The sequence below is a fragment of the Bartonella sp. B35(2025) genome, from assembly GCF_053794465.1.
Map to the genome: position 1 here is coordinate 568,748 of NZ_CP200035.1, position 22,670 is coordinate 591,417.

Below are 22,670 nucleotides of genomic sequence, written 5' to 3' on the forward strand. Positions count from 1 at the left end.
GTATAAATCACTGTTATAATTTTTAATATTTGAATAGGTGGTTACAATGACAAGTAAAACAGTAACGCGTGCAGATTTAGCGAGCGTAGTTTGTAAAAGAGTGGGCTTGTCACACACTGAATCGGCAGCTTTGGTTGAATTGGTCTTGAGTGAAATTTGCAATTCTCTTATCAAAGGCGAAGCAGTTAAGTTATCTTCTTTTGCGACTTTTCAGGTTCGTAATAAAACTGAGCGTGTTGGGCGCAATCCAAAGACAGGTATAGAAGCCCCTATCTCACCGCGGCGTGTTGTGACATTTAAAGCTGCAAATGTGCTTAAACAAAGAATTTTAGATTCGCATCGCGCAAGAAGAAAAAATAATGCTATATAAATGAATGCGATCATATATTATGGCATCTGTTAAAGAATTTTTTATAAAATAGGTCTTTAAATTTTATTTTATGCAAACAGCTTTTTAATTTAAATGTGGTTTAATATAATCTTATTTTTGATTAATCTTGTTGAGAAATTAAAACTTGATCAGCAGCGATAAGATTATTTTTGTAATTTTTAATTTTTATAATTTAGATAAGGTATTATAATATGGATAAAAGCTCCGATGCCTTTCGCACAATTAGCGAAGTAGCGGAGTTATTAAGACTTCCGCAGCATGTATTAAGATTTTGGGAAACACGATTTACACAGATTAAACCAATGAAGCGTGGTGGTGGGAGGCGCTATTATCGCCCAGGTGATATCGATTTACTTAATGGTATTAAACAATTATTGTATGATCAAGGTTATACTATAAAAGGTGTGCAGCGACTTTTAAAGGAAAATGGCGTTGCATTTGTTATTGCATTTGGTAGTGGCGATCTCAATGCCATGAAGGTTGTAATGGAGAAGAAACATGTAGAACAAACATCCGAGTCTATTCATAATAAAAATAAGCCCCAAAAGTCTTCTTTTGGGCTTTTAAATTTTATGAAAAATGAAGGAGAAGCATCTGTCGGTGCTGTTAATATTTACAAAGATAAAACTGATAAAGCATTATTACAGGAAATATTATTTGAATTAATTGAATGTAAACGCACGCTTGACAGAACACGACAATGATTAACAGCCTTTGTTTTTAATTTTTTCTACTTCTTAGTCATTTTATGTATTTATTAAACGGCGCATATCTGGTGGTGTTGCTTCATTTAAGAGCTGTTTGATCATTTCTTCTACAGATAAGAAAATTTGATCTGCACTTCCTAAGCGGCGCATACTTACACTATCTGTTTCAGATTCACGTTTACCACATACAAGAATTATAGGTACTTTTTGTAAAGAATGTTCACGTATTTTATAGTTAATTTTTTCGTTACGAAGATCCGCTGTTGCTAAAAGGCCAGTTGCTTTAAGCTTTGCTGTTATTTTTTTTGCATATTCATTTGCTTCAGAAGTGATTGTTGCAACAACAATTTGTTGTGGTGCAAGCCAAAGTGGCATATGTCCTGCAAAATTTTCAATTAAGATACCGAGGAAACGCTCCATTGACCCAAAAATTGCTCGATGGATCATAACAGGTTGGCGTTTTTCTGAATCTTTATCAATGTAAAAAGCACCAAAACGTTCAGGAAGATTGAAGTCTACTTGTGTTGTTCCACATTGCCATTCGCGACCAATAGCATCTTTTAGTGTATACTCAAATTTTGGTCCATAAAATGCTCCTTCACCTGGAAGAATACTTGTTTTAATTCGTCCTGCAGATTTTGTTTCAATTGTGTTAAGAACAGATATCATGACATTTTCAACATAATCCCATAATTGATCTGAACCGATACGTTTTTCTGGGCGTGTTGAAAGTTTAAGGCTGATTTCTTCAAAACCAAAATCGGCATAAGTTGACAAGATTAGATCATTTATACTGAGGCATTCACAAGCTAATTGCTCATTGGTACAAAAAATATGTGCGTCATCTTGTGTAAAGCTACGTGCACGCATAAGACCGTGCAAAGAGCCTGAAGGTTCATAACGATGAACAAGACCAAATTCAGCAAGTCTAATAGGTAAATCACGATAAGATTTTAAACCATGTTTAAAAATTTGTACATGACCAGGGCAATTCATTGGTTTGAGAGCATAAACACACTCATCGTCCCAATCATCATCAGCAGGAATTGTTTTGAACATATTTTCTTTATACCATCCCCAATGTCCAGATGTTTCCCAAAGTGATTTATCAAGAACTTGTGGTGCATTAACTTCAGCGTATTGATGATCATCGAGCCGTCGGCGCATATAGCTGATTAAATTTTGAAATATTTTCCAGCCTTTAGGATGCCAAAAAATCATTCCTGGACTTTCTTCTTGAAAATGAAATAAATCCATTTCACGTCCTAAGCGTCGATGATCACGTTTTTCAGCCTCTTTTAGCATATAGAGATAGGCTTTTAAATCATTCTCATTGGCAAATGCTGTACCATAAATCCGTGTTAGCATAGAATTATTGGCATCACCACGCCAATAAGCTCCTGCAACTTTCATTAATTTAAACGCATTGCCAATTTGACCGGTAGATTGCATATGTGGACCACGACAAAGATCGAACCAATCACCTTGATAATAGACCTTCAAAGTTTGATCTTCAGGGATGGAATCAATAAGCTCAACCTTATAAAATTCTTTTTTCTCAAAAAAAATCTTTTTAGCTTTTTCACGAGACCAAATTTCTTTTCTGAAAACCTGATTACGTTGAATAATTTCATGCATTTTTTTTTCGATGATTTCGAGATCATTTAGAGTGAAAGGTTGTTTACGTGCAAAATCATAATAAAAACCATTTTCAATAACTGGACCGATTGTAACTTGCGTTTCAGGAAAGAGTTCTTGTACTGCTTCGGCTAGAACATGTGCACAATCGTGACGTATTAATTTAAGTGCACGTGGGTCATCTCTGGTAATAATTTCAACTTGACCAGATTGTCCTAATGGATCTGAAAGATCTCGAGTAACGCCATCAAGATTATAAGCAACTGCTTTTTTTGCAAGTGATTTAGAAATAGATTCTGCTAATTCTAAACCAGTCATTTCAATGGGGTAATCACGTTTTGAACCATCAGGAAAAGAAAGAGAAATAGAGCAAGACATAAGAGTACTCCTTGAATTCAATTCCACCAGCAATTACGGATGGTTTCGTGAAAATTTAGCGATAATCAGTTAAAATAGTAGCGGATTTTTTACCAACACACATAAAAAAAGAAAAGAATTATTTGTTGTGTTTGGCAGAAATTTTCCAGTAGCGCCAAGGTTTATAAAAACAGCAAGAATCTCCAAGAGAAGTAGGTACTGGGTCGAAGCCACTTGTGCCAAATGGACCACAACGTATGATACGAAAAAGTCCCATCCATGCTCCAGCCCATAATCCGTGGCGTGCGATTGCTTCATAAATATACTCTGAACAAGTTGGTGCATGGCGACATTGATTCCCTATAAAGCTGGAAAGTGTTATTTGATAAAGACGTATCAGTAGAATACCAAATAATCGTCCAGGTGTTTTTCTCCAAGAGTCTGTATAATTCCGAGTTTGTTTCTTTTTTTGTTTCAAGCATGATTCAAGCATTTATTTTTTTTCAATTTATTCAATCAATGTACAATAAAATGGTATCGAAAATAAGAATCTTTGATATGTGGTGTGCTTCATAGTCTTTGAATAAGAGAAAACTAGAATACCATCTTTTATTAGCATAGAGTAGATAATTTTACGTAATATTTTAAGATTTTTATTTATTTTGTTAATGATTTAATATGCTAAAAGTGAAGTTGAAGCGTATTTTATTACGTATACATATATTTCATGAGTAAAATCTACGACAATATAATTTTTTTAGATCCACGGTAGCTATTGTTTCATAAAGATATCCGTATTTTGTAAGATATTAATAAGATGTTCAATTTTTCTTACACAGCATGGTAGATTCGAGTATTTTATTGCTATAGATGTTATCAATCATGAACTGTTATCTAAAATTTTGAAGGCTGTGATTGTTTAAGCTTTTAATTGAATTATATAGAGACTATACAGAATGAAATAGATATATGTAGCAAATTCTTTGTACGCGGTAAGTTTGGAGTTTTTAATGCATAATGTTGTTAAAAAAGGTACTATAGATCCATTTTTAACTGAAACGAAGCGCCCTAGTTTTGAAGAAGTAAAAACAGCGGTTCGTGCATTACTGTTATGGATAGGGGAAGATCCAAATAGAGAAGGGCTTTTGGACACTCCAGAGCGTGTAGCCAAAGCATATCGTGAACTTTTTATCGGTTATAGTGAATCAGTTGAAAAAATTTTGGGTACAGTTTTTGAAGAAGTTTCTGGATACAATGAATCTGTAATAGTGAAGGATATTTCTTTTTATTCACATTGTGAACATCATTTAATTCCAATTGTTGGAAAAGCGCATATCGCTTATCTTCCTGATACAAAGATTGTTGGTCTTTCAAAAATTGCTCGTGTTGTAAATGTTTTTTCTCGTCGTTTACAGACACAAGAAACTATGACAGCTCAAATAGCTGATGCTTTGAAAAAATATCTAAAACCTCGTGGTGTTGCAGTATTGATTGAAGCTGAGCATATGTGCATGGCTATGAGAGGGATACAAAAGCAGGGGACTGCAACAATTACGACAAGTTTTCATGGTTATTATGCGAAAGATCAAGCTGCACAGGCTAATTTTATGATGATGGTTCGTGGATCACCGTGAGGGAGGTACTTTAATAGTTTATATTTGGAGTTATGAACAGTTCGGATAAAATAAATCATATAAAAGTGAAAATAGGCTTGTACCTTGTTTTTTGATTTGCTAAATCTGGAAAATCGGTGTATTTGACTTCACCGTGTGCGGTCGTGGCGGAAGTGGTAGACGCGCAGCGTTGAGGTCGCTGTGGGGTAACCCGTGGAAGTTCGAGTCTTCTCGACCGCACCATTTTTATTTTTTGTAGCTGACATAAGATATAAGTAAAAGCGATTATAGTACGTGTTATGACAGATTTTTTTGCGTATTATTTTTCGGTTTGTTCCTAGATAACATTTTCACTTCAAGTTTTGGAAAGTGGTATTTTTTTACCAAACTTAGAGTGTTGATTTTATTTCAATGAAATTGGATGATTTTGCCGTGAGAAGTGTAATGTTTTTAAGGTATGGAATACTTTTTATTTATATTGTTCTATTAACAGCATGCAGTAAATCACGTGCTGTATTGTGGCATGGGGTACATGCAACACCATCTATGATTGCGGTACAAAGAGAAACTGAAAGAATACCGATTCTTCCGAAAGCTATCGTACCAGTATATGTTGCTACAAGTCGCATGATGCAAAATAGCTATTCTCAGCCTTACGGAGCAGAGCGGTCAAATAAAGTACACTATAATCGTGTAGATATAGGAATTCCTCAAAAACATGTAAAAGGTTTTGTTGAAACAAATGCGTACAAACCCACTCATGATAAATATTTTGCAGCAGTAACATTACAAAAATACGATAATGGAAAACAATTTAAGCAACAATTAAATACTGCTTTAGCAAGTAAGCCAAAAGGAAAAAGGGAAATTTTTCTTTTTATCCATGGTTATAATAATAATTTTGCAGATGGTACATTTCGCGCAGCACAGTTTACCTATGATTATTCGTTAGATGTTGTCACTGTACATTATTCGTGGCCTTCTGCTGGATCAGTACCCCTTTATATTTATGATCGTGATAGTGCTAATTTTGCACGTGATGGATTGATAGAGCTGTTGACACTCATTAGCGAAACTAATGCAGATCAGATTTCAGTTATTGCACATTCGATGGGCAATTTTGCCATAATGGAAGCATTTAGAACTTTAGCATTACAAAAAAAATACAAACCAATTTACCGTATTACAAGTTTTTTAATGGCTGCACCAGATATCGACCTTGATGTATTTGAGCGCCAATTAAATGATATTAAGAGATTACCTCATCCAACAGCTATCTTAGTATCTCGTGCAGATAAAGCTCTAGCTGTTTCGGGGCGTCTTACGGGAGGACATCCTCGTGTAGGAGATGGTTCAGATATTGAAATATTGCGTAAAAATGGAATAACTGTTCTTGATTTTTCTGATGTTGATGGTGGCGCGCACAATGTATTTGCATCTTCACCAACATTGATGGCTCTTTCTCATGAAGGTTCTTTGGCATCAACGATTATGCAGGGTACAGAATTATCACCCAGCCAAGCGATTCTTGCTGATAGTAGTAGTGTATTGGAGAAAACAACGCACCTAATCCTTTATACGCCTGTACATCTTTTATCTCCACTAATTAGACATTAAATATGAAAGGGATAGAGCTTACTATTGAATATAAATCAATTAAAACAATATTTTTTAGCACTTTCTTTAGAATGGTTCGGTAAAATCAAAAATAAATAGTGGGATGAATGCTAAAAATGAGTCATTAGGTAAGTTCATGATGGTTGCACAAAAATACCGTACCGATACGCCCACATTGGTTGATTGTTTATCTCATTCCGCAATTAAATTGCTGGATATTCACACTATGCTGTTGAAAGCAAAAAAAAATATAGGAGAAGAAACAAATTTATTATGTCAGCTTGATTCCACTAAAAAACAGCTAGATGAGATAAGCCGTGCTCTTATTTTAGAATATCGCAAACGTCAGGAAAATGAGCGCTTTTTGAAACAAATTTTGCTATCAATTTCCGATCAGATTTTCTCACTTAATAATGGTTTTAAAGAAACCAATCGTCTTTTTTTTCAAGAGATTAGAATGCTCCAATCTCAAATACAGTGTTTTTATGAAAATAAGGAGAAACAACACTTATTGAATGATCAAGAGTCTCTTTATTCTCCATCCAAAATTGATGAAACTATTCAATGGTTACAAAAAGCACGAGAAAAGCTCATACTTGAAAGTCCACATCTCTTTGAGAAGGAATATTAAAGCCAAAAATAAAGATCTTTCTAAACTAAGCATACTTATAAGGATATTTTTATTTAATAAAAAAATAAAACCAATAACTTATAGTTTATTAGTCTATAAATTTTTTATTATTCTGTATTTTAGAGAAAAGATCAGCACAATTTGCATTATAGCATTATAGCATTATAGTATGAGTATGGCGATAAATTTAAAGAAATTTATATGTATATGAATAAAACGATGGTTAAAAAAAGTGAAATTAATATTACAAATTGTGAATCTTTTGGTTGACGATTATATATATATTACTTTTTTCTTTTATATTTCATTTTTTATCGTTTTTTGAGCAATTCAATGAAAGATTTTTTATAATTAGTGTTGTTTTGTATAAAGTGATATCACTTAGCTATTTATTCAAACAAAAATTATTTTGGTGTACTATTATACACTTAGGTTTACTTTTTTATCTTGAAATAAAAAGAAATATGATACCATATGAAGTATTCTGGGATAAAAAATAATTAACAATATGCAAAAAGGTTGTTTGGTGTTTTTTATGATGAAGTCTTCTTTTTTTATGATAACGAGGAAAAAATTGGGTAGACAGTTTTTATTATCTGAAGATTCAATAAACTGCATATTTGATTCATCCAAAAATCACCTTTAAAGTCCACATACTTACTAATCCATATTTTAACTTACCATGAAATAATTTTTGATGATTCATAATAAGAATGTTGCAAAAAAATAAAGTATTATAATATAAAACAGCTTGATTTAATATGTGACATGACAATTTATATTTAGAAATAAATTTATTCTGTCGTAATGGTTATCTATTACATGATTAATTGGAGTCGTTTAATTGGCTTCTTTTCTATTTAAAAATTGATATTTAAGATAATTTACATCTGTTCTAAGATGAAAAGGTTTGAAAATGAGTTTGTATATATAAATGTAGTATACAAACTAGAAAAATATATGACATAATTTTACAGACATTCTGAATTTTATCTTAGTGCATTGAAGAAGCATTATGATTAATTTTGTTATGGTAGCAAAAAAATGCTTTCATCGCGAGTTATTCAGTTTTTTCATAGTTATAATTTTTTTATCATTTTATTTTAATTAAGAGGTACTGTACTTAAAGTTTATGTGCATTCTTTATTTTAAAAGGGTGGAGTTATACTAATGTTAAAAAAAGTCATGATCGTGGAAGATAATGAGCTTAATATGAAATTATTCCGTGATCTTGTAGAGGTGAGTGGTTATGAAACGGTTGAAACACGCAATGGTCTTATTGCATTAGATTTGGCTCGTTCATCAATGCCTTCTCTTATCCTTATGGATATCCAATTACCTGAGGTATCAGGGATTGATGTTATTAAACAATTTAAAAAGGATAAAGAGCTTAAATCTATCCCTATTGTTGCTGTTACGGCCTTTGCTATGAAGGGCGATGAAGAACAAATTCGCGCAAGTGGATGTGAGGAATATATGTCAAAACCTATTTCTATTCCTCATTTCATCACAATGGTAAAGCGCTTCTTAGATTGAAACTTTATAAATTTTTTTTCTGAACAGTGATAAAAAATACTGAAAATATAATTTAGCTAGGTAACAGTAATCAAAATTAGAGCTTCGTCAAAAGCGAAGCTCTAAATATCATGTAACTAAAATTAGCGCTTTGAAAATTGGAAAGAACGACGCGCTTTTGCTTTACCATATTTTTTACGTTCAACAATACGGCTATCACGTGTAAGAAAGCCACCTTTTTTTAAAATTGAACGAAGTGCTGGTTCATAATATGTTAAAGCTTTGGAAATACCATGACGTACTGCTCCCGCTTGTCCGGAGAGTCCACCTCCTGTAACAGTTGCAATAATATCAAATTGGGTATTTCTATTAGTTGCAACAATTGGCTGACAAAGAATCATTCTCAAAACAGGACGAGCGAAGTATTTATCGAATTCCTTATTATTAATAATGATTTTTCCAGAGCCTGGCTTAATCCATACACGAGCAACAGCGTCTTTACGTTTTCCTGTTGCATAGGCACGTCCTTGTGAGTCAAGTTTTTGTACATGGACGGGAGTAATATCTTTATTAACTTCTGCACTATCCATTACTGTATTAAGCTTAGAAAAAGAATCAATTTCAGCCATAATCAAGCAATCCTTTTGTTTTTGCGGTTTAAAGCACCAACATCAAGAGCTTCAGGCTGCTGTGCAGTATGCGGGTGTTGGCTCCCAGCATAAACACGTAGATTCTTCAATTGTTGACGACCAAGCGGTCCACGAGGAATCATGCGCTCTACAGCTTTTTCAACAATACGTTCAGGGAAACGACCTTCAAGAATCTGACGAGCTGTGCGTTCTTTGATTCCACCAATATAACCAGTGTGCCAATAATATTTTTTATCTGTATATTTTTTGCCAGTGAAAGCTATTTTATCTGCATTGATGACAATAACATTGTCACCATCATCAACATGTGGGGTAAACGTAGCTTTATGTTTCCCCCGTAAGCGGTTAGCAACGAATGTGGCAAGACGACCTAAAACGAGATTCTCTGCGTCAATAACAACCCATTTTTTCACCACTTCAGTTGGCTTTTGCGAAAACGTCGCCATAGAAGTATCCTTTATTAAAATCTTTATAACATAAGGGTATTTTTTGTTGCTTTATGTTAAAAACTATGTATCGTAGCAAAGTCTTTAATACCCAATTATTTATCTGATATAGTGTCTAATGATTTACGTCAAGAGAAAATAAAAATTATAAAACAATGCATTATGATTGAGGTATTATAATACCTTATATTTATAATATTTTATATTTATTGATAATCTACTTATATTTTGAGGTAGAATAGATGCTGTATTAAAATAGATATAGATACTGTAATAAAGTACTTTTTCTTTAACTTTTAATTGTGTTTTATGCACTTTCATTGTAGATTAAACAATAATGCAGCGGCTCCGTTATTTTCTCAATGTTGAATCTTCTGCTTGCGGTCAGGCTTGGGTCGATGCTCTTGATATTCAAGGGATAAATAATGCTCGTGCTATTTCCCAAAAATTTGGTTTTCCGGATCAATTAGCTCGCATTCTTTCAGCAAGAGGTGTAGATGAATCTGAAGCTGTTGCTTTTGTTAATCCAACTTTGCGTGCTTTAATGCCTGATCCAGAAAGCTTTATGGATATGGAATGTGCAGCAGAGCGCATAATCAAAGCTATTATGAAACAAGAAAGGATTACAGTTTTTGGTGATTATGATGTTGATGGTGCTTGTTCATCAGCGCTCATAGCACGCTTTCTCCGTTGTTTTGGTATAGAAGTAAAAATTTATATTCCTGATCGTATTATTGAAGGGTATGGTCCGAATGAACAAACAATGAGAATGTTAGCACAAGAAGGCACTAATTTAATTATTACCGTTGATTGTGGTGCAAATAGCCCAGATGCAGTAAAGGCCGCAAGGCTTGCAGGTGCTGATGTTATGATTTTAGATCATCATCAGATGGCAGAGATTCATCATGAAGCTGTTGCTCTTGTCAATCCTAATCGTCCTGATGATTTTTCTGAACAGGGGCATTTATGTGCGACTGGTGTAGTGTTTATTGTGCTAGTACGGGTTAATCATTTATTACGAAAAAAAAAATATAGAGGGGAACTTCCTAATCTTTTAAGTATGCTTGATCTTGTTGCATTGGCTACCATATGTGATGTAGTCCCGTTACGGGGTGTTAACCGTGCTTTTGTAGTTAAAGGGCTTCAAGTTGCTCGTTCCATGCATAACCCTGGGATAGCAGCATTGACAAAAGTTGCACGGATAGGTGAGCCGCTTAATAGTTTTCATTTAGGTTTTTTATTAGGCCCTAGGATTAATGCTGGAGGACGTATTGGAGATCAAGCTTTAGGAGCACGCTTACTGAGCTGTGATGATAAAAATGAATCTGATAAAATAGCAAAACAATTAGATTTGCTTAATAAAGAACGCCAAGAAATTGAGATGATGCAATTAGCTCAAGCAGAGGCTTATATAGATTCTCTTTATAAGGACAAAGAAATACCGGCCTCATTTGTTATTGCAAATCGAGAATGGCATCCAGGAATCATTGGTCTTATTGCATCTCGCTTAAAAAATCGTTTTTTTTGTCCTGTTTTCGCAATTTCTTTAAGATCAGATGGAAATGGTATAGGATCAGGGCGTTCAATTAGTGGAATAAATTTAGGAGCCTTAATTCATGAAGCAGTTACATTGAATTTATTAGAAAAAGGTGGGGGACATAGTATGGCAGCTGGGATCACGATCCAATCGACAAAAATTGAAGCTTTTCGTGAGTGGTTAGAAAAAAAAGTTTCTCTAATGGTTTCGCAATTACGTGCTAAGAAGTCTCTTGTTATAGATGGTTGTCTTTCTGTTTCTGGTGCTAATAAAGATCTTTATGATATGATTGAAAAAGCAGGTCCATTTGGTTCTGAGAATACCAGGCCTGTTTTTGTTTTTCCTTCTCATCGGTTAGTTAATCTGTATGAAGTTGGGGAAGGGCATCTTAACCTTGTTATTTCTAATGTTGAAGGTAAAAGATTGCGAGGAATAGCTTTTCGTGCAGTAGGAACACCATTTGGTCATTTTCTCTCTAAAAATATTGGTGAAGTAATTCACTTAGCTGGTAATCTTAGTTTGAATTATTGGAATGGTACGGTCAATCCACAATTGTGGGTTATTGATGCAGCTGCTGTGGTTTGAAAGAAGTATTTTTTGAAAATCAGATATCTAAATTAGAAACAAAAGTAGAATTTTCTTGTATAAATCGAAAACGTGCTTCTGGTTTAGTTCCCATTAAATTATCTACAATATTCTTAGTTTCTTGTATTTCAGTTACATCGATAGAAACACGTAGAAGTGTCCGTTTTTGAGGATGCATAGTTGTTTCTTTAAGCTGTTCAGCACGCATTTCACCAAGACCTTTGAAACGCCCAATTTCTATTTTAGCTTTTCCAGTAAATTCATTCTTTAGCAATTCGTCCTTATGGGCATCATCGCGTGCATAAGCGACTTTTCCTCCTTGCGATATTCTGTAAAGAGGAGGAACTGCAAGGTATAAATGTCCCTGATGAATAAGATCAGGCATTTCTTGAAAAAAAAAGGTAATTAAGAGCGAAGCAATATGAGCACCATCGACATCCGCATCCGTCATGATGATAATACGCTCATATCTGAGATTTTCTTCACGATATTTAGAGCGTGTTCCACATCCAAGAGTAAGTATAAGATCGCTAATGGTTTGACTTGAGCTCATTTTTTCTCGTGCAGCACTAGCTACATTTAAAATTTTTCCACGAAGAGGCAAAATTGCTTGATTCGCTCTGTTTCGTGCTTGTTTAGCAGAACCACCAGCAGAGTCACCTTCAACAATAAATAATTCAGCACCAGCAGCAGAATTTTGACTACAATCTGCCAATTTACTAGGAAGACGCAGTTTACGTACGGCAGTTTTTCGATTTATTTCTTTATCTTGGCGTCGTTTAATACGTTCTTCAGCTCTTTCAATAATCCAATCAAGAAGTTTTGTTGATTCTTGTGGTGAATTTGTCAGCCAATGATCGAAAGGATCGCGTATTGCATTTTCAACGATACGTTGTGCTTCGATTGTAGCTAATCGATCTTTGGTTTGCCCAACAAATTCAGGATCTCTAATGAAGACTGAAAGTATCGCAACCGTTGAAATCATGACATCATCAGATGTAATGATAGAAGCACGTTTATTTCCGATTAATTCAGCATAGGATTTTAATCCTCGTAAAAGAGCTTGTCGCAATCCTATCTCATGTGTTCCACCTTCTCCAGTAGGAATAGTATTGCAGTAAGATTGTACACGAGAATCACCAGCATACCAAGCTATAGCCCATTCAACTGAACCATGACCATTGCGTTGTTTTATTTTACCAGAAAAAATTTCTGACGTTATCTGATCTTCATTTTTCAATGATGATAGCAAATAATCTTTAAGCCCATTTGGAAAGTGAAAAACAGCTTTTTCAGGAATATTTTTGATATCTTTAAGTATGATAGGATCACAACTCCAACGAATTTTTACTCCACCAAAAAGATAGGCTTTAGAGCAGGCCATTTTATAAATTTTTTCTGGATCAAAAGCAGCATTTTCACCAAAAATTTGATGATCAGGGTGAAAACGAACCCGTGTACCACGACGATTATAAACATCACCTAGATCTTCTAACTCAGATTGAGGAATACCACGTGAAAAACGTTGCCGGTAAAGTTTTCGTTCTCGTGCCACTTCAACTTCCATATCGTCGGAAAGAGCATTAACGACAGAAATTCCTACTCCATGTAATCCTCCAGCAATTTTGTAAGCTTTTCCATCAAATTTTCCACCTGAATGAAGTTGCGTCATAATGACTTCAAGTGTAGACTTACTAGGCATTTGAGGATGATTTTCGACAGGAATACCACGCCCATTATCTGTAACTGTTAAGTAACCATTTTTATCTAATGATACATCAATTAAATCTGCATAACCAGCAACAGCTTCATCCATCGCATTGTCAATAATTTCTGCAAATAAATGGTGAAGTGCTTTACTATCTGTTCCACCAATATACATTCCAGGACGCAAACGCACAGGCTCTAAGCCTTCAAGAATTCGAATAGATAGAGCGTTATAGTTATCTTCCGTTGTATATTTCTTATTCGAAGTCATTACTTTTAAGTTTACAGGAGTTTGCAGATTCTTTTCTTTTGCTTTTACTCGAGATTGAGCACTATCTAAAATACTAAAAAGATCTTTATTGTTCTTGCTCATAGCATTTGACTATCTATTTCATTAGAATAAATTTTCAATCAAAATAAATTCTATGTCTTTAAAAATCAATGCATTTAGGAAATATCAATTGTTGGGCCAAAAATTTGTTCAAATGCCTGTCTCAGAGCAGTATCAACATCATGCATTGTTACTGAGAAACCTAGATCAAAGAAACTAGTTACACCGTGTTTTGTGATTCCGCAAGGAACAATTCCTGAATAATGAGCTAAATTAGGATCAATGTTAATGGAAACCCCATGAAAGCTTACCCATCTGCGTACACGAATGCCAATAGCAGCAATTTTATCTTCGAAAAAGAAATCATTTTGTGTTGATGAATAATGAGGTCGTTTAATCCAGACACCAACTCGATCTTCACGGCGTTCTCCTTTAATATTAAATTTCATAAGCATTTGTATGATCCATTCTTCTAATGCACTAATGAAAGCACGAATATCTTGTTTTCGTCGTTTAAGATCAAGCATAACATAAGCAATACGCTGTCCTGGCCCATGATATGTAAATTCACCACCACGGCCTGCTTCATAAACAGGAAACAAATTAGGTGTTAGAAGATCTTTTTTGTTCGCACTTGTACCAGCCGTATAAAGGGAAGGATGCTCAAGAAGCCAAACCTGTTCATGTGCGATTTTTGCAGAAATATTTTCCACGCGTTCTTGCATATAATGCAGTGCATCAGGATATTCGACTAAGTGATTGCTTATTTTCCATTCAACAGGTGGATTGCCTTGAATTGCTTTAAAATGATGTGATAAGTGATTACGATCAATATGTTTTAATTCAAATGTCATTGGCAACACTTAATTGTTGATATTATAGTTTGCGTTATAACCAGTTAAAGAGATTACAGAGAGTAAGATATGGGATTGTTTATTAAAATATAGATAATACAGCAATAAATTTTACTTTAAAAATATTTATAACAATTAAAAATATAAACTAGTTTTACCATCTTCTTATTGCACCACCTCCTTTCCGATAATCTATCACCACCCTTAAATTTTCTTTCACTTGTATGCTTATAAAAGTTCCATTATTGATACCTAAATTGGGAAACAAAGGGATAAAAATTATACCCAGCCAGAGATATTTTTGTGAATCTACTTTTTTACCAGAAATCATTGCAAAATCGGTAGACCAACTATTGCAAAAAGAATTAAAAATATAATTATATTGGTTATCGTTTCTTTTTTTTCAGCTTGCTGACGTTGTACTTCAATAGTTTTAGCTTTTATATTTAAGAAGTAAAATCAGAATTACTCTCTGTAATAACGTCGATAATTTCATTAATGGCTTCAACGGTTCCTTTTGTGTAATTTCCTTCGTGAAAATTAGGAAAAATGAATGAAGTAATTAATGATAGCAGATGGCAGCAGAAATGGTATATGTTAATTTTTTTCAAAACTATAACCTACTTCAATACGCATTGTACGTTCATTCGGTGCGATAGCTAATAATATACTGTTAATGATTTGTTTTTGACCTAATCTCTATGCGTGGAAAAGAGAATTTCTGTAGGTTTTTATATTGTCTCCCAAAAGAGTAGGAATGGTTACAATGATAATTTAATTTCCTATTTTATTCCTTCAATACAGCTAGTTCTTTTGTTAAAATTTTTACCGTTGTATTATCGAGCAGATAAGCCCTATTATTGAGATAGCTAGTTAGAGGAGGAAATTTAATTTGTGAATAAAAGACACTTCTCGATACAATAATTAAACACAGAATATCTATGAAAGAATATAAGCATAAAAAAATATTGCGTTGCGTAGAACATTGAAGCAATTTTATTAATTAAAATTGATCTTTAGTACTTTTTGGTTATTGGTTTCAATAGTAAGTGTTGACATAGGCTTAGTATTATAAAAGTATTATAAAACCATAGTTTTACTCAAATCATTGTTGGTATTATCTTTAATGCGGTATTGTATATACGTACTGCTTCGATATAGTAACGGCAAGCGACAGAAATGTAGTTTTCAGTTCTTTCTAATTGTTATTAAAGAGAAAGGAAATTTTTATTTGCTTTGAGATCAGGATAATTTTCAATAACAGCCATAAGACGCAAAAGTACGCTTGATAAATTTGCTTAATTATTGAGATATTACTATATCATTTGTGGATTATTCAACATATCAGCATTAATGTTTACTTTTATTGCTTTTTTATGTGCTTTTTCTTTATTTGTTAGTATCGTATTAAATATATAGTAAGTTAAAAAAGATGGTATTAAAAATAATAGTTAGAAATTGTTTTAAATTTTTTATCATAAGGTAAGTAAATATAATTAAAGTAGCTAGTATATTTTACATAAAAGTATCTCAAGAGCTATTTTATGTGTTATATAAGATACATCTTTTATATAAAAAACATTTTTTTACAAATAGATGTTTTATAAAGAAGTTTATATTTTTATAAATTTTTATTATTGTATATTGTTATTAAATAATTAATATTAAATATTAATTATGATATTTGTTATCAATTATACTTGTTAATATTTAAACTATTATAATTAATATAATATATTAATTATATTTTAACTTGATTTTTTTGAAAGAAGTTTATTAAAATATATATAAACTAGTATTTATTTTATTTTTTAAATATAATTATATTATAAAATATTTCTATAATTTAAATTATTTAAACAATATTAAAGTAATTTTTTTAAAAAAACATTAAATAAAGTATAATAATAAAATTTATGAATTAAAACAATATGATGTAATTTTAATTATTTTTTATTAATCTTATATGAATAATTTTATGATTAATACTTTTTATATAATGAAATATTATTTTATATTATGTTAAATTTAAATGTGTATTCATTTGTAAAATTATATCGCCTATATTAACGATACATATTATTATTAATTTTTTCGATTTATATGTTAATTTTTTAATTTATTATACTTCATTTTTATAAAAATGCCGATAAAATTTATTTATTCATTTTTTAAAAATGAATATTTTATTATAAATATATTTAGAAATACTTTTAGAATTTTATACTTAAATTTAGAGATCAATTCTAATTGATTAGATCATTGTATATTTTATAAATATTGATGTGATAATTGATTAAAAGAATTTTCTATAATTCTGGTTTATTGAATATATTTGTGAAAAATCATTGTATATTTTTTTGATGATGCATGTATAATTTTCAGTAAATTTCTAAGTTCTTTCAATTTTATAACGGTAAGTTATAACAGTGGTAATATTTATTAATATGTAATATACTATATAAGTTTACTATGGTGTATTACCTTCATAAAGAAGGTAAGTAGATGGAATTTTTGGATACTATCAATAAAATAGTTAATTTCATTAATACTATATTTTTTACTTATTTTTAAATAGTTAAACATTATTAATACTCTAAATATTCTTCATGTTAATTAGTATTATGATTTTGTTAGGATAAATTAGCTAATTTACCGGTAATCTTAATTTTTATTAATTTGCAGCTTTGTTTTTAGCTTCTCTTTAAGATACATATAATTGCTAGATATATACTAGGCAGCTTTGTTGGATTGAATATAAACAAAACATCTCAGTTGTTAATTAAAATGCTAGCATGTTATTTACGTAAAAATGCTTAACTATATTAGCTTGCTCTAAACAATTCATTATTACCTTATTGAAATAAGCTCAAAAAGAGATTTAGGGATAATTTTACTATATTTTATTAATATTTACAGATTTTTGATTTTCAGAATTCTTTTTATCTTTAAGATTTTTATTAAAATTTTATGAATTAGGTTATGACATAATATTTTATTAATTTTCCTCAAAATATGAAGGATAAAATTGAGTTTTCAGCTCCTGTTTAATTTTAATCTAATAGGCAAATCTTTAATTCCTCGGACAAAGAGAAAGTCAATATAAGACATTGTTTAGTCAAGATATTAATTTAATATCTAACGCTGATAGCGCCAATTATTAACCTGGGAAGTGATTATGAAACCACAAGATTCAAAAGACGGAGCCACGGGCTCATCAAAAACAAAAGAAATTGATCTCGAACATGCATCATTAGATGATCTTCTTGCACGTTTAGATACACTTAATCAAGAAGAAAAAGAAGAGAAAGCTATTGCTAAAGGAGGGAAAGATTCAGCATTAAGCACTATGAAGACATTAGAAGGTATTATTACGAAGTTGGAAAGTGACATTGCTGATGGGAGTTGGATCACAGGCTATTATGCGGATATGGATCTTCAATGGATGCCTAAATTAGTAGAGAAGGCAAATAGTAAATATCCGGAGATGAAGCTTCACTTTGTTTCGACAACAGAGGATTTTATCACATTAATGAAAAAAACAATCAGAGATGGGATTCCATCTTCTAGATTTATAACAAATGTAGGGGATGAGAAAATTCATTTCTCGGTAATTGATCATAGAACTGTTAATGGGGAAACATCATTGGTATTGTTTGAACCTACAACGTTTAATAATCAGTACGCAGCAATATCGGCAGTAAAGCTGAAAACAGCATTTGAGAATTCTCAATTACCTCATTGTTATTTTTCTATGGTAGAAATAGATATTCAACGTAGCCAGTCTGAATGTGGAATTTTTTGTTTAGCTTTAGCTAAAAAACTTCATCGAGAATCTAATAAATTATGCAGGTTACACGAAGATAATGTTCGTGGTGTTTTAGGTAATCGAGATGTTCCTTTATCTGGTGAAAAAATTGATACATATCTTCCAGTCACTTTGTTTAAACATGTACAAAGTGGGAGACGTCTTAGGAAATATTTTGATGAGAATCCTAGTCTTTTGCATAAATCTGTTAACAAAAAAGGAGAAGAAGCTTTTGAGAGGCGTGCTAAGCATTTGGTTATGAAAGAGGATAAGGTCTACTCTGTTTCAGTACACAAAAAAAGAATTTCTGAATATAGGTCTTTGATGAGATGATGATATAGTTTTTTGACATTGTTAGTTAGTATGCGTGAGAAGGGGGGGGAAATCTGTCATTCAAATTCTGTTACGAGGGTTTTGTGAGGAAGTTAATGGATCATGGAAAGCCTCAACGGTGATCCATTACTATGAGAAAGCCAGCGATTATACCACAGAAATTATCTTAGAAGTCCCAGAAAAAGGAAAAGAAGAATTGGAAAATTAAATCCGTTTAAATAATGCTTTTGAGGAAAAGAAAACAATTTTCATTTAAGAGATTTGAGGACTCTTTGAAAAGTTTTTAAAGATTCTTTGAGAATCTCTTAAAAACCGTTTAAAAGAAATAAATTGATGCAAAATGAGGTGGCAAGCTACATACAGCTACACAAAATATTACTTGATAAAAACCTAGTGGCGGAGGGGGTGGGATTCGAACCCACGGTACAGTCTCCTGTACGCCGGTTTTCAAGACCAGTGCCTTAAACCACTCGACCACCCCTCCAGATTAATTAGCTTTTTTACAAAGTTCTCGCAAAAGGTCAATCATTTAAATGTGTTTTTTTTACATTTTAATAAAATTATTCAAGCTACTATCAAAAATAATCCTAATCTATCAATTTGTTAAATATTTTTTTAAATCAATAGCTTCAGGAATGAAAAATTAATATGATATCATAATAAAATTTCAAATATCTTTATTTACTGAAGCAGTAAAAATTTTTGAGCAAATTTATCTTTTTCCCCAAAATAGTTTTTTCTTTTTCTAGTCTGTTCATCACCTTTATTACATATCATTATAGAAAATTATAAAAAGAAGATTAACCTTAAAATATATTTTTTGATTTTCATTTTAGTGTGTAGCTGTAATACAGCATGAAAACGAAATTTTATGTTATAAAATACTTAATTATTATAGATGCTTTAAAGCTACAATAGATAGTATTATCTACTTTAATTGTCTAAAACAAAGAAATTCCGCAGCTTTAGTTCATTCGTAATGGTATTTACAGCATTATATTTATGTACCTTCAATGTTGTTACTACTTTTGTATTTAAACAGATTACTAATCGTAGATTTGGATTTATTTCAAAATTGTTTTTAAAATTTATAGGTAATCCAAGTTTTATTTTGCGATAAAATGGTATTTTTTTAATTAGATTAAAGACTACGTTAATAAATATGAATTTTAAGGAAAAAGACTCTATCTTAACTTTTTCCAGAATTAAAAAACATAAAAACGTTATCAAAAAATAATATCATTTCAAAATTTGAGGTAAATTCTTGTTGTTATGATGGAGAGAAATTACACTTTCTTACAAAAGAAGTTATGAAGGCTATGATCAAATTATGGATAAATTTAAGATAATTTCTAATATTTCAGAGGAAAAAAATCATATTATTACTGATCGTATGAAAAATTTTTTAATTTATTATCAGTTTATATCGAAAAGCTATATTCTTAAAAATTTTACTTAAATGCTTACATTATTTAATAAAACCTTATGTAAATTACACACAGCCTTTTGATTCGTTGAGCTGTGAAATTGTTAGTACGCTTGTTATCAAAAGTAGTATTTTCCACTACTTGTACAGATTGAAGTGTCAGCAGTTTTTTACAAAAGCGTTTAGCAAAATTTGAAGCATCAATGAAGAGAGTGGGCAAAAAAATATATTTTGTAAAGGAGAATTCAAAATTCCTATTCCTTTACTTCTATTTATATATCTCTCATATTTTAAAAAATAAATTAAATTAACAAGTTATGCATTGAATAAAGTCTAAGTGGTGGGCGATGAGAGACTCGAACTCCCGACATCCTCGGTGTAAACGAGGCGCTCTACCAGCTGAGCTAATCGCCCGATGCAATAATATGCAATTGAGTGAGAACTCTTTAAGGAATTTTTTTTTTTTACGCAAGGATAAATATGTTTTTTATCAATATTTTTTAAAAGCAAAAAATTATTATCGTGCTTTTTATTTAATTTTTTTTGAAAAAATATATAAGTTTGCTTGACAGAAATGAATGAACCCCTTACACGACCAATTATACCAATTTATTAATTGGTTTGAAGTAGTGCGCGGGTGTAGCTCAGTTGGTTAGAGTGCTGGCCTGTCACGCCGGAGGTCGCGGGTTCGAGCCCCGTCACTCGCGCCATTTTTAATTTCTTTCTTAAACTTTATACAAATAGATATTCTATTTTTAAAATTGTTAAACAATGTATAGCGTTGGCCGTAAGACTCTGTCTAATTTAAATCTCCTTTCTTTTTTATATGGTTTATGGTGAATATGGTCTTGCGTCTTTTTTTGCTCTACGGTACCTATGTAGGTAAAAATATCGTGCATCATACCCTTGAAGCTGTGCGAGCAGAGTGTGGAAGAAGATTATGACTCATTTATTAAGCTCTTATTTGCCGATATTGATTTTTATCACTGTTTCGGCAGTTATTTCTGGGGTTTTATTGATTATGCCTTATATTGTTGCTTATCGTTCCCCTGATCCTGAAAAATTATCCGCTTATGAGTGTGGATTTAATTCCTTTGATGATGCTCGCATGAAATTTGATATTCGATTTTATCTTGTTTCAATTTTATTTATTATTTTTGATCTTGAGGTTGCTTTTCTTTTTCCTTGGGCAGTTTCATTTAACTCAATTGGTATGTTTGGTTTTTGGTCGATGGTTATATTTTTAGCACTTTTGACAGTTGGGTTCATATATGAATGGAAAAAAGGAGCTTTAGAATGGGATTGATATTTAGTAACTCAACGATTATTGCTCCAGAACCAAAAGGAGTTATTAATCCGAATACAGGTAAGTTGGTTGGTTCTGATGATAGCTTTTTCTGTGATATTAATGCTGAATTATCGGATAAAGGTTTTTTGGTTACTTCAGTAGATGCTTTAATTACTTGGGCACGTACCGGTTCTTTGATGTGGATGAGTTTTGGTTTGGCTTGTTGTGCTATCGAAATGATGCAATGTTCAATGCCTCATTATGATAATGAGCGTTTTGGATATGCGCCACGCGCTTCACCGCGTCAGTCAGATGTAATGGTAGTAGCTGGGACGTTAACAAATAAAATGGCGCCTGCGTTAAGAAAAGTTTATGATCAAATGCCTGAGCCACGTTATGTGATTTCTATGGGGTCATGTGCAAACGGTGGTGGATATTATCATTATTCTTATTCGGTTGTACGTGGGTGTGATCGTATTGTACCTGTAGATATTTATGTTCCAGGATGTCCTCCTACAGCAGAGGCGTTACTTTATGGTATATTATTGTTACAGAAAAAAATCCGCCGTACTGGGTCTATCGAGCGATAGGGGGGTGATTATTATGATAAATGAATCATTAGTCGAACTCGACATTTATTTGAAAAATAAATTGGGAGATAAGCTTGAAGAAACTGTTTTTGCATTTGGTGAATTGACTATTATAGTACGTCTTGATGCGATTACAGATGTTTTAATGTTTGTTCGTGATGATTCTCGCTGTCAATTTATCAATATTACAGATATTAGCGGTGTCGATTATCCTTCTCGCGATAAACGTTTTGATGTTTCTTATCAATTATTATCTCCTCGCCATAATTTACGATTGCGTGTTAAGGTGCGTACTGATGAAAATACTCCTGTTGCGTCTGCTTGCTCGATTTATCCTGGAGCGGAATGGTATGAGCGTGAAACATACGATATGTATGGAATTTTATTTTCAGGGCATCCAGATTTAAGGCGGATTTTAACTGATTATGGATTTGAAGGGCATCCTTTACGCAAAGATTTTCCTGTAACAGGATTTGTTGAATGCCGTTATGATAATGAAGCAAAAAGGGTAATTTATGAGCCTGTGGTGTTGAGACAAGAAATGCGTAAATTTGATTTTCTTTCTCCTTGGGAGGGCGCTCAGTATATTTTACCATGTAATGAAAAAGAAAATAATACAAGATGATATTAGAGTTAATGAAGTATA

General features: G+C 32.2%; 18 protein-coding genes, 4 tRNA genes and 1 pseudogene. 13 read left to right on the forward strand and 10 right to left on the reverse strand.

All coding sequences use genetic code 11. From position 1 onward, the window contains the following. Positions 1-46: 46 nt before the first annotated feature. Both V4P56_RS02275 and V4P56_RS02280 read left to right on the forward strand, forming a co-directional pair. Complete coding sequence (locus V4P56_RS02275) at positions 47-370, forward strand: integration host factor subunit alpha (RefSeq protein WP_455482466.1); 324 nt, start codon at positions 47-49, stop codon at positions 368-370. Positions 371-582: 212 nt separating this feature from the next. Beyond that, on the forward strand, positions 583-1,095 hold the full coding sequence (locus V4P56_RS02280; protein WP_455482467.1) for a MerR family transcriptional regulator: 513 nt from the start codon (positions 583-585) through the stop codon (positions 1,093-1,095). 42 nt (positions 1,096-1,137) lie between these two features. Here V4P56_RS02280 and thrS read toward each other — a convergent pair whose 3' ends face one another. Next, positions 1,138-3,114 (reverse strand): threonine--tRNA ligase, encoded by a 1,977-nt coding sequence (thrS, locus tag V4P56_RS02285; RefSeq protein ID WP_455482468.1) that lies wholly within the window; start codon positions 3,112-3,114, stop codon positions 1,138-1,140. Between the two features lie 118 nt (positions 3,115-3,232). Then, a complete protein-coding gene (gene yidD / locus V4P56_RS02290; RefSeq protein WP_455482469.1) occupies positions 3,233-3,586 on the reverse strand; it encodes a membrane protein insertion efficiency factor YidD in 354 nt (117 codons plus the stop codon). Between the two features lie 517 nt (positions 3,587-4,103). Between yidD and folE the strand changes: the two genes are divergently transcribed. From folE to V4P56_RS02315, 5 genes are all read left to right on the forward strand, one after another. After that, positions 4,104-4,727 (forward strand): GTP cyclohydrolase I FolE, encoded by a 624-nt coding sequence (gene folE / locus V4P56_RS02295; RefSeq protein WP_455482470.1) that lies wholly within the window; start codon positions 4,104-4,106, stop codon positions 4,725-4,727. Between the two features lie 137 nt (positions 4,728-4,864). Beyond that, positions 4,865-4,949: transfer RNA gene (locus V4P56_RS02300), tRNA-Leu, on the forward strand. 201 nt (positions 4,950-5,150) lie between these two features. Continuing rightward, entirely contained in the window at positions 5,151-6,323 is a 1,173-nt protein-coding gene (locus tag V4P56_RS02305; RefSeq protein ID WP_455482471.1) for an alpha/beta hydrolase, read from the forward strand. 139 nt (positions 6,324-6,462) lie between these two features. Then, positions 6,463-6,954 carry a hypothetical protein gene (locus V4P56_RS02310; RefSeq protein ID WP_455482639.1) on the forward strand — a complete coding sequence of 164 codons (492 nt, stop codon included), beginning with the start codon at positions 6,463-6,465 and terminating at the stop codon, positions 6,952-6,954. Between the two features lie 1,170 nt (positions 6,955-8,124). Then, entirely contained in the window at positions 8,125-8,490 is a 366-nt protein-coding gene (locus V4P56_RS02315) for a response regulator (RefSeq protein WP_455482472.1), read from the forward strand. A 122-nt stretch (positions 8,491-8,612) separates the two neighbouring features. Here the strand turns inward: V4P56_RS02315 and rpsI are convergent, their stop codons facing one another. Next, the gene (rpsI, locus tag V4P56_RS02320) at positions 8,613-9,098 is read right to left on the reverse strand and encodes a 30S ribosomal protein S9 (RefSeq protein WP_455482473.1); all 486 of its coding nucleotides are present in this window, start codon (positions 9,096-9,098) and stop codon (positions 8,613-8,615) included. Positions 9,099-9,100: 2 nt separating this feature from the next. Then, positions 9,101-9,565 carry a 50S ribosomal protein L13 gene (gene rplM / locus V4P56_RS02325; protein WP_455482474.1) on the reverse strand — a complete coding sequence of 155 codons (465 nt, stop codon included), beginning with the start codon at positions 9,563-9,565 and terminating at the stop codon, positions 9,101-9,103. 337 nt (positions 9,566-9,902) lie between these two features. On the opposite strand from rplM, the gene recJ reads away from it, so the two are divergent. After that, on the forward strand, positions 9,903-11,687 hold the full coding sequence (gene recJ, locus V4P56_RS02330; RefSeq protein WP_455482475.1) for a single-stranded-DNA-specific exonuclease RecJ: 1,785 nt from the start codon (positions 9,903-9,905) through the stop codon (positions 11,685-11,687). 19 nt (positions 11,688-11,706) lie between these two features. Here the strand turns inward: recJ and parE are convergent, their stop codons facing one another. The 4 genes and pseudogenes from parE to V4P56_RS02350 all read right to left on the reverse strand — a co-directional run bounded on the left by parE (position 11,707) and on the right by V4P56_RS02350 (position 15,847). Continuing rightward, positions 11,707-13,767, reverse strand: a complete 2,061-nt coding sequence (gene parE, locus V4P56_RS02335; protein ID WP_455482476.1) for a DNA topoisomerase IV subunit B — start codon at positions 13,765-13,767, stop codon at positions 11,707-11,709. Positions 13,768-13,841: 74 nt separating this feature from the next. Then, positions 13,842-14,579 (reverse strand): lipoyl(octanoyl) transferase LipB, encoded by a 738-nt coding sequence (lipB, locus tag V4P56_RS02340; RefSeq protein ID WP_455482477.1) that lies wholly within the window; start codon positions 14,577-14,579, stop codon positions 13,842-13,844. Between the two features lie 597 nt (positions 14,580-15,176). After that, a complete protein-coding gene (locus V4P56_RS02345) occupies positions 15,177-15,260 on the reverse strand; it encodes a hypothetical protein (protein ID WP_455482640.1) in 84 nt (27 codons plus the stop codon). A gap of 419 nt (positions 15,261-15,679) precedes the next feature. Next, positions 15,680-15,847, reverse strand: a pseudogene (locus V4P56_RS02350) (LemA family protein). Between the two features lie 1,910 nt (positions 15,848-17,757). On the opposite strand from V4P56_RS02350, the gene V4P56_RS02355 reads away from it, so the two are divergent. Further along, positions 17,758-18,720: a YopJ/AvrA family T3SS effector serine/threonine acetyltransferase gene (locus tag V4P56_RS02355; protein ID WP_455482478.1), complete on the forward strand. Its 963-nt coding sequence runs from the start codon at positions 17,758-17,760 to the stop codon at positions 18,718-18,720. 394 nt (positions 18,721-19,114) lie between these two features. On the opposite strand, the gene V4P56_RS02360 is transcribed toward V4P56_RS02355, so the two are convergent. Beyond that, positions 19,115-19,204, reverse strand: a tRNA-Ser gene (locus tag V4P56_RS02360). Between the two features lie 1,280 nt (positions 19,205-20,484). After that, positions 20,485-20,560: transfer RNA gene (locus tag V4P56_RS02365), tRNA-Val, on the reverse strand. A 219-nt stretch (positions 20,561-20,779) separates the two neighbouring features. On the opposite strand from V4P56_RS02365, the gene V4P56_RS02370 reads away from it, so the two are divergent. The 4 genes from V4P56_RS02370 (at position 20,780) to V4P56_RS02385 (ending at position 22,649) form a co-directional block, all read left to right on the forward strand. Then, positions 20,780-20,856, forward strand: a tRNA-Asp gene (locus V4P56_RS02370). Between the two features lie 230 nt (positions 20,857-21,086). Next, positions 21,087-21,452: an NADH-quinone oxidoreductase subunit A gene (locus V4P56_RS02375; RefSeq protein WP_455482479.1), complete on the forward strand. Its 366-nt coding sequence runs from the start codon at positions 21,087-21,089 to the stop codon at positions 21,450-21,452. Beyond that, positions 21,443-22,024 carry a NuoB/complex I 20 kDa subunit family protein gene (locus tag V4P56_RS02380; RefSeq protein ID WP_455482480.1) on the forward strand — a complete coding sequence of 194 codons (582 nt, stop codon included), beginning with the start codon at positions 21,443-21,445 and terminating at the stop codon, positions 22,022-22,024. The genes V4P56_RS02375 and V4P56_RS02380 overlap by 10 nt, the downstream gene beginning before the upstream one ends. A gap of 16 nt (positions 22,025-22,040) precedes the next feature. Continuing rightward, positions 22,041-22,649, forward strand: coding sequence for an NADH-quinone oxidoreductase subunit C (locus V4P56_RS02385; RefSeq protein ID WP_455482641.1), 609 nt, complete (start codon positions 22,041-22,043; stop codon positions 22,647-22,649). The last annotated feature ends 21 nt before the right edge of the window (positions 22,650-22,670 follow it).

Coding starts and splice junctions, on each gene's coding strand:
- V4P56_RS02275 (WP_455482466.1), top strand. CDS start 47: ATGACAAGTAAAACAGTAACGCGTGCAGATTTAGCGAGCGTAGTTTGT.
- V4P56_RS02280 (WP_455482467.1), top strand. CDS start 583: ATGGATAAAAGCTCCGATGCCTTTCGCACAATTAGCGAAGTAGCGGAG.
- thrS (WP_455482468.1), bottom strand. CDS start 3,114: ATGTCTTGCTCTATTTCTCTTTCTTTTCCTGATGGTTCAAAACGTGAT.
- yidD (WP_455482469.1), bottom strand. CDS start 3,586: ATGCTTGAATCATGCTTGAAACAAAAAAAGAAACAAACTCGGAATTAT.
- folE (WP_455482470.1), top strand. CDS start 4,104: ATGCATAATGTTGTTAAAAAAGGTACTATAGATCCATTTTTAACTGAA.
- V4P56_RS02305 (WP_455482471.1), top strand. CDS start 5,151: ATGTTTTTAAGGTATGGAATACTTTTTATTTATATTGTTCTATTAACA.
- V4P56_RS02310 (WP_455482639.1), top strand. CDS start 6,463: ATGGTTGCACAAAAATACCGTACCGATACGCCCACATTGGTTGATTGT.
- V4P56_RS02315 (WP_455482472.1), top strand. CDS start 8,125: ATGTTAAAAAAAGTCATGATCGTGGAAGATAATGAGCTTAATATGAAA.
- rpsI (WP_455482473.1), bottom strand. CDS start 9,098: ATGGCTGAAATTGATTCTTTTTCTAAGCTTAATACAGTAATGGATAGT.
- rplM (WP_455482474.1), bottom strand. CDS start 9,565: ATGGCGACGTTTTCGCAAAAGCCAACTGAAGTGGTGAAAAAATGGGTT.
- recJ (WP_455482475.1), top strand. CDS start 9,903: ATGCAGCGGCTCCGTTATTTTCTCAATGTTGAATCTTCTGCTTGCGGT.
- parE (WP_455482476.1), bottom strand. CDS start 13,767: ATGAGCAAGAACAATAAAGATCTTTTTAGTATTTTAGATAGTGCTCAA.
- lipB (WP_455482477.1), bottom strand. CDS start 14,579: ATGACATTTGAATTAAAACATATTGATCGTAATCACTTATCACATCAT.
- V4P56_RS02355 (WP_455482478.1), top strand. CDS start 17,758: ATGAAACCACAAGATTCAAAAGACGGAGCCACGGGCTCATCAAAAACA.
- V4P56_RS02375 (WP_455482479.1), top strand. CDS start 21,087: ATGACTCATTTATTAAGCTCTTATTTGCCGATATTGATTTTTATCACT.
- V4P56_RS02380 (WP_455482480.1), top strand. CDS start 21,443: ATGGGATTGATATTTAGTAACTCAACGATTATTGCTCCAGAACCAAAA.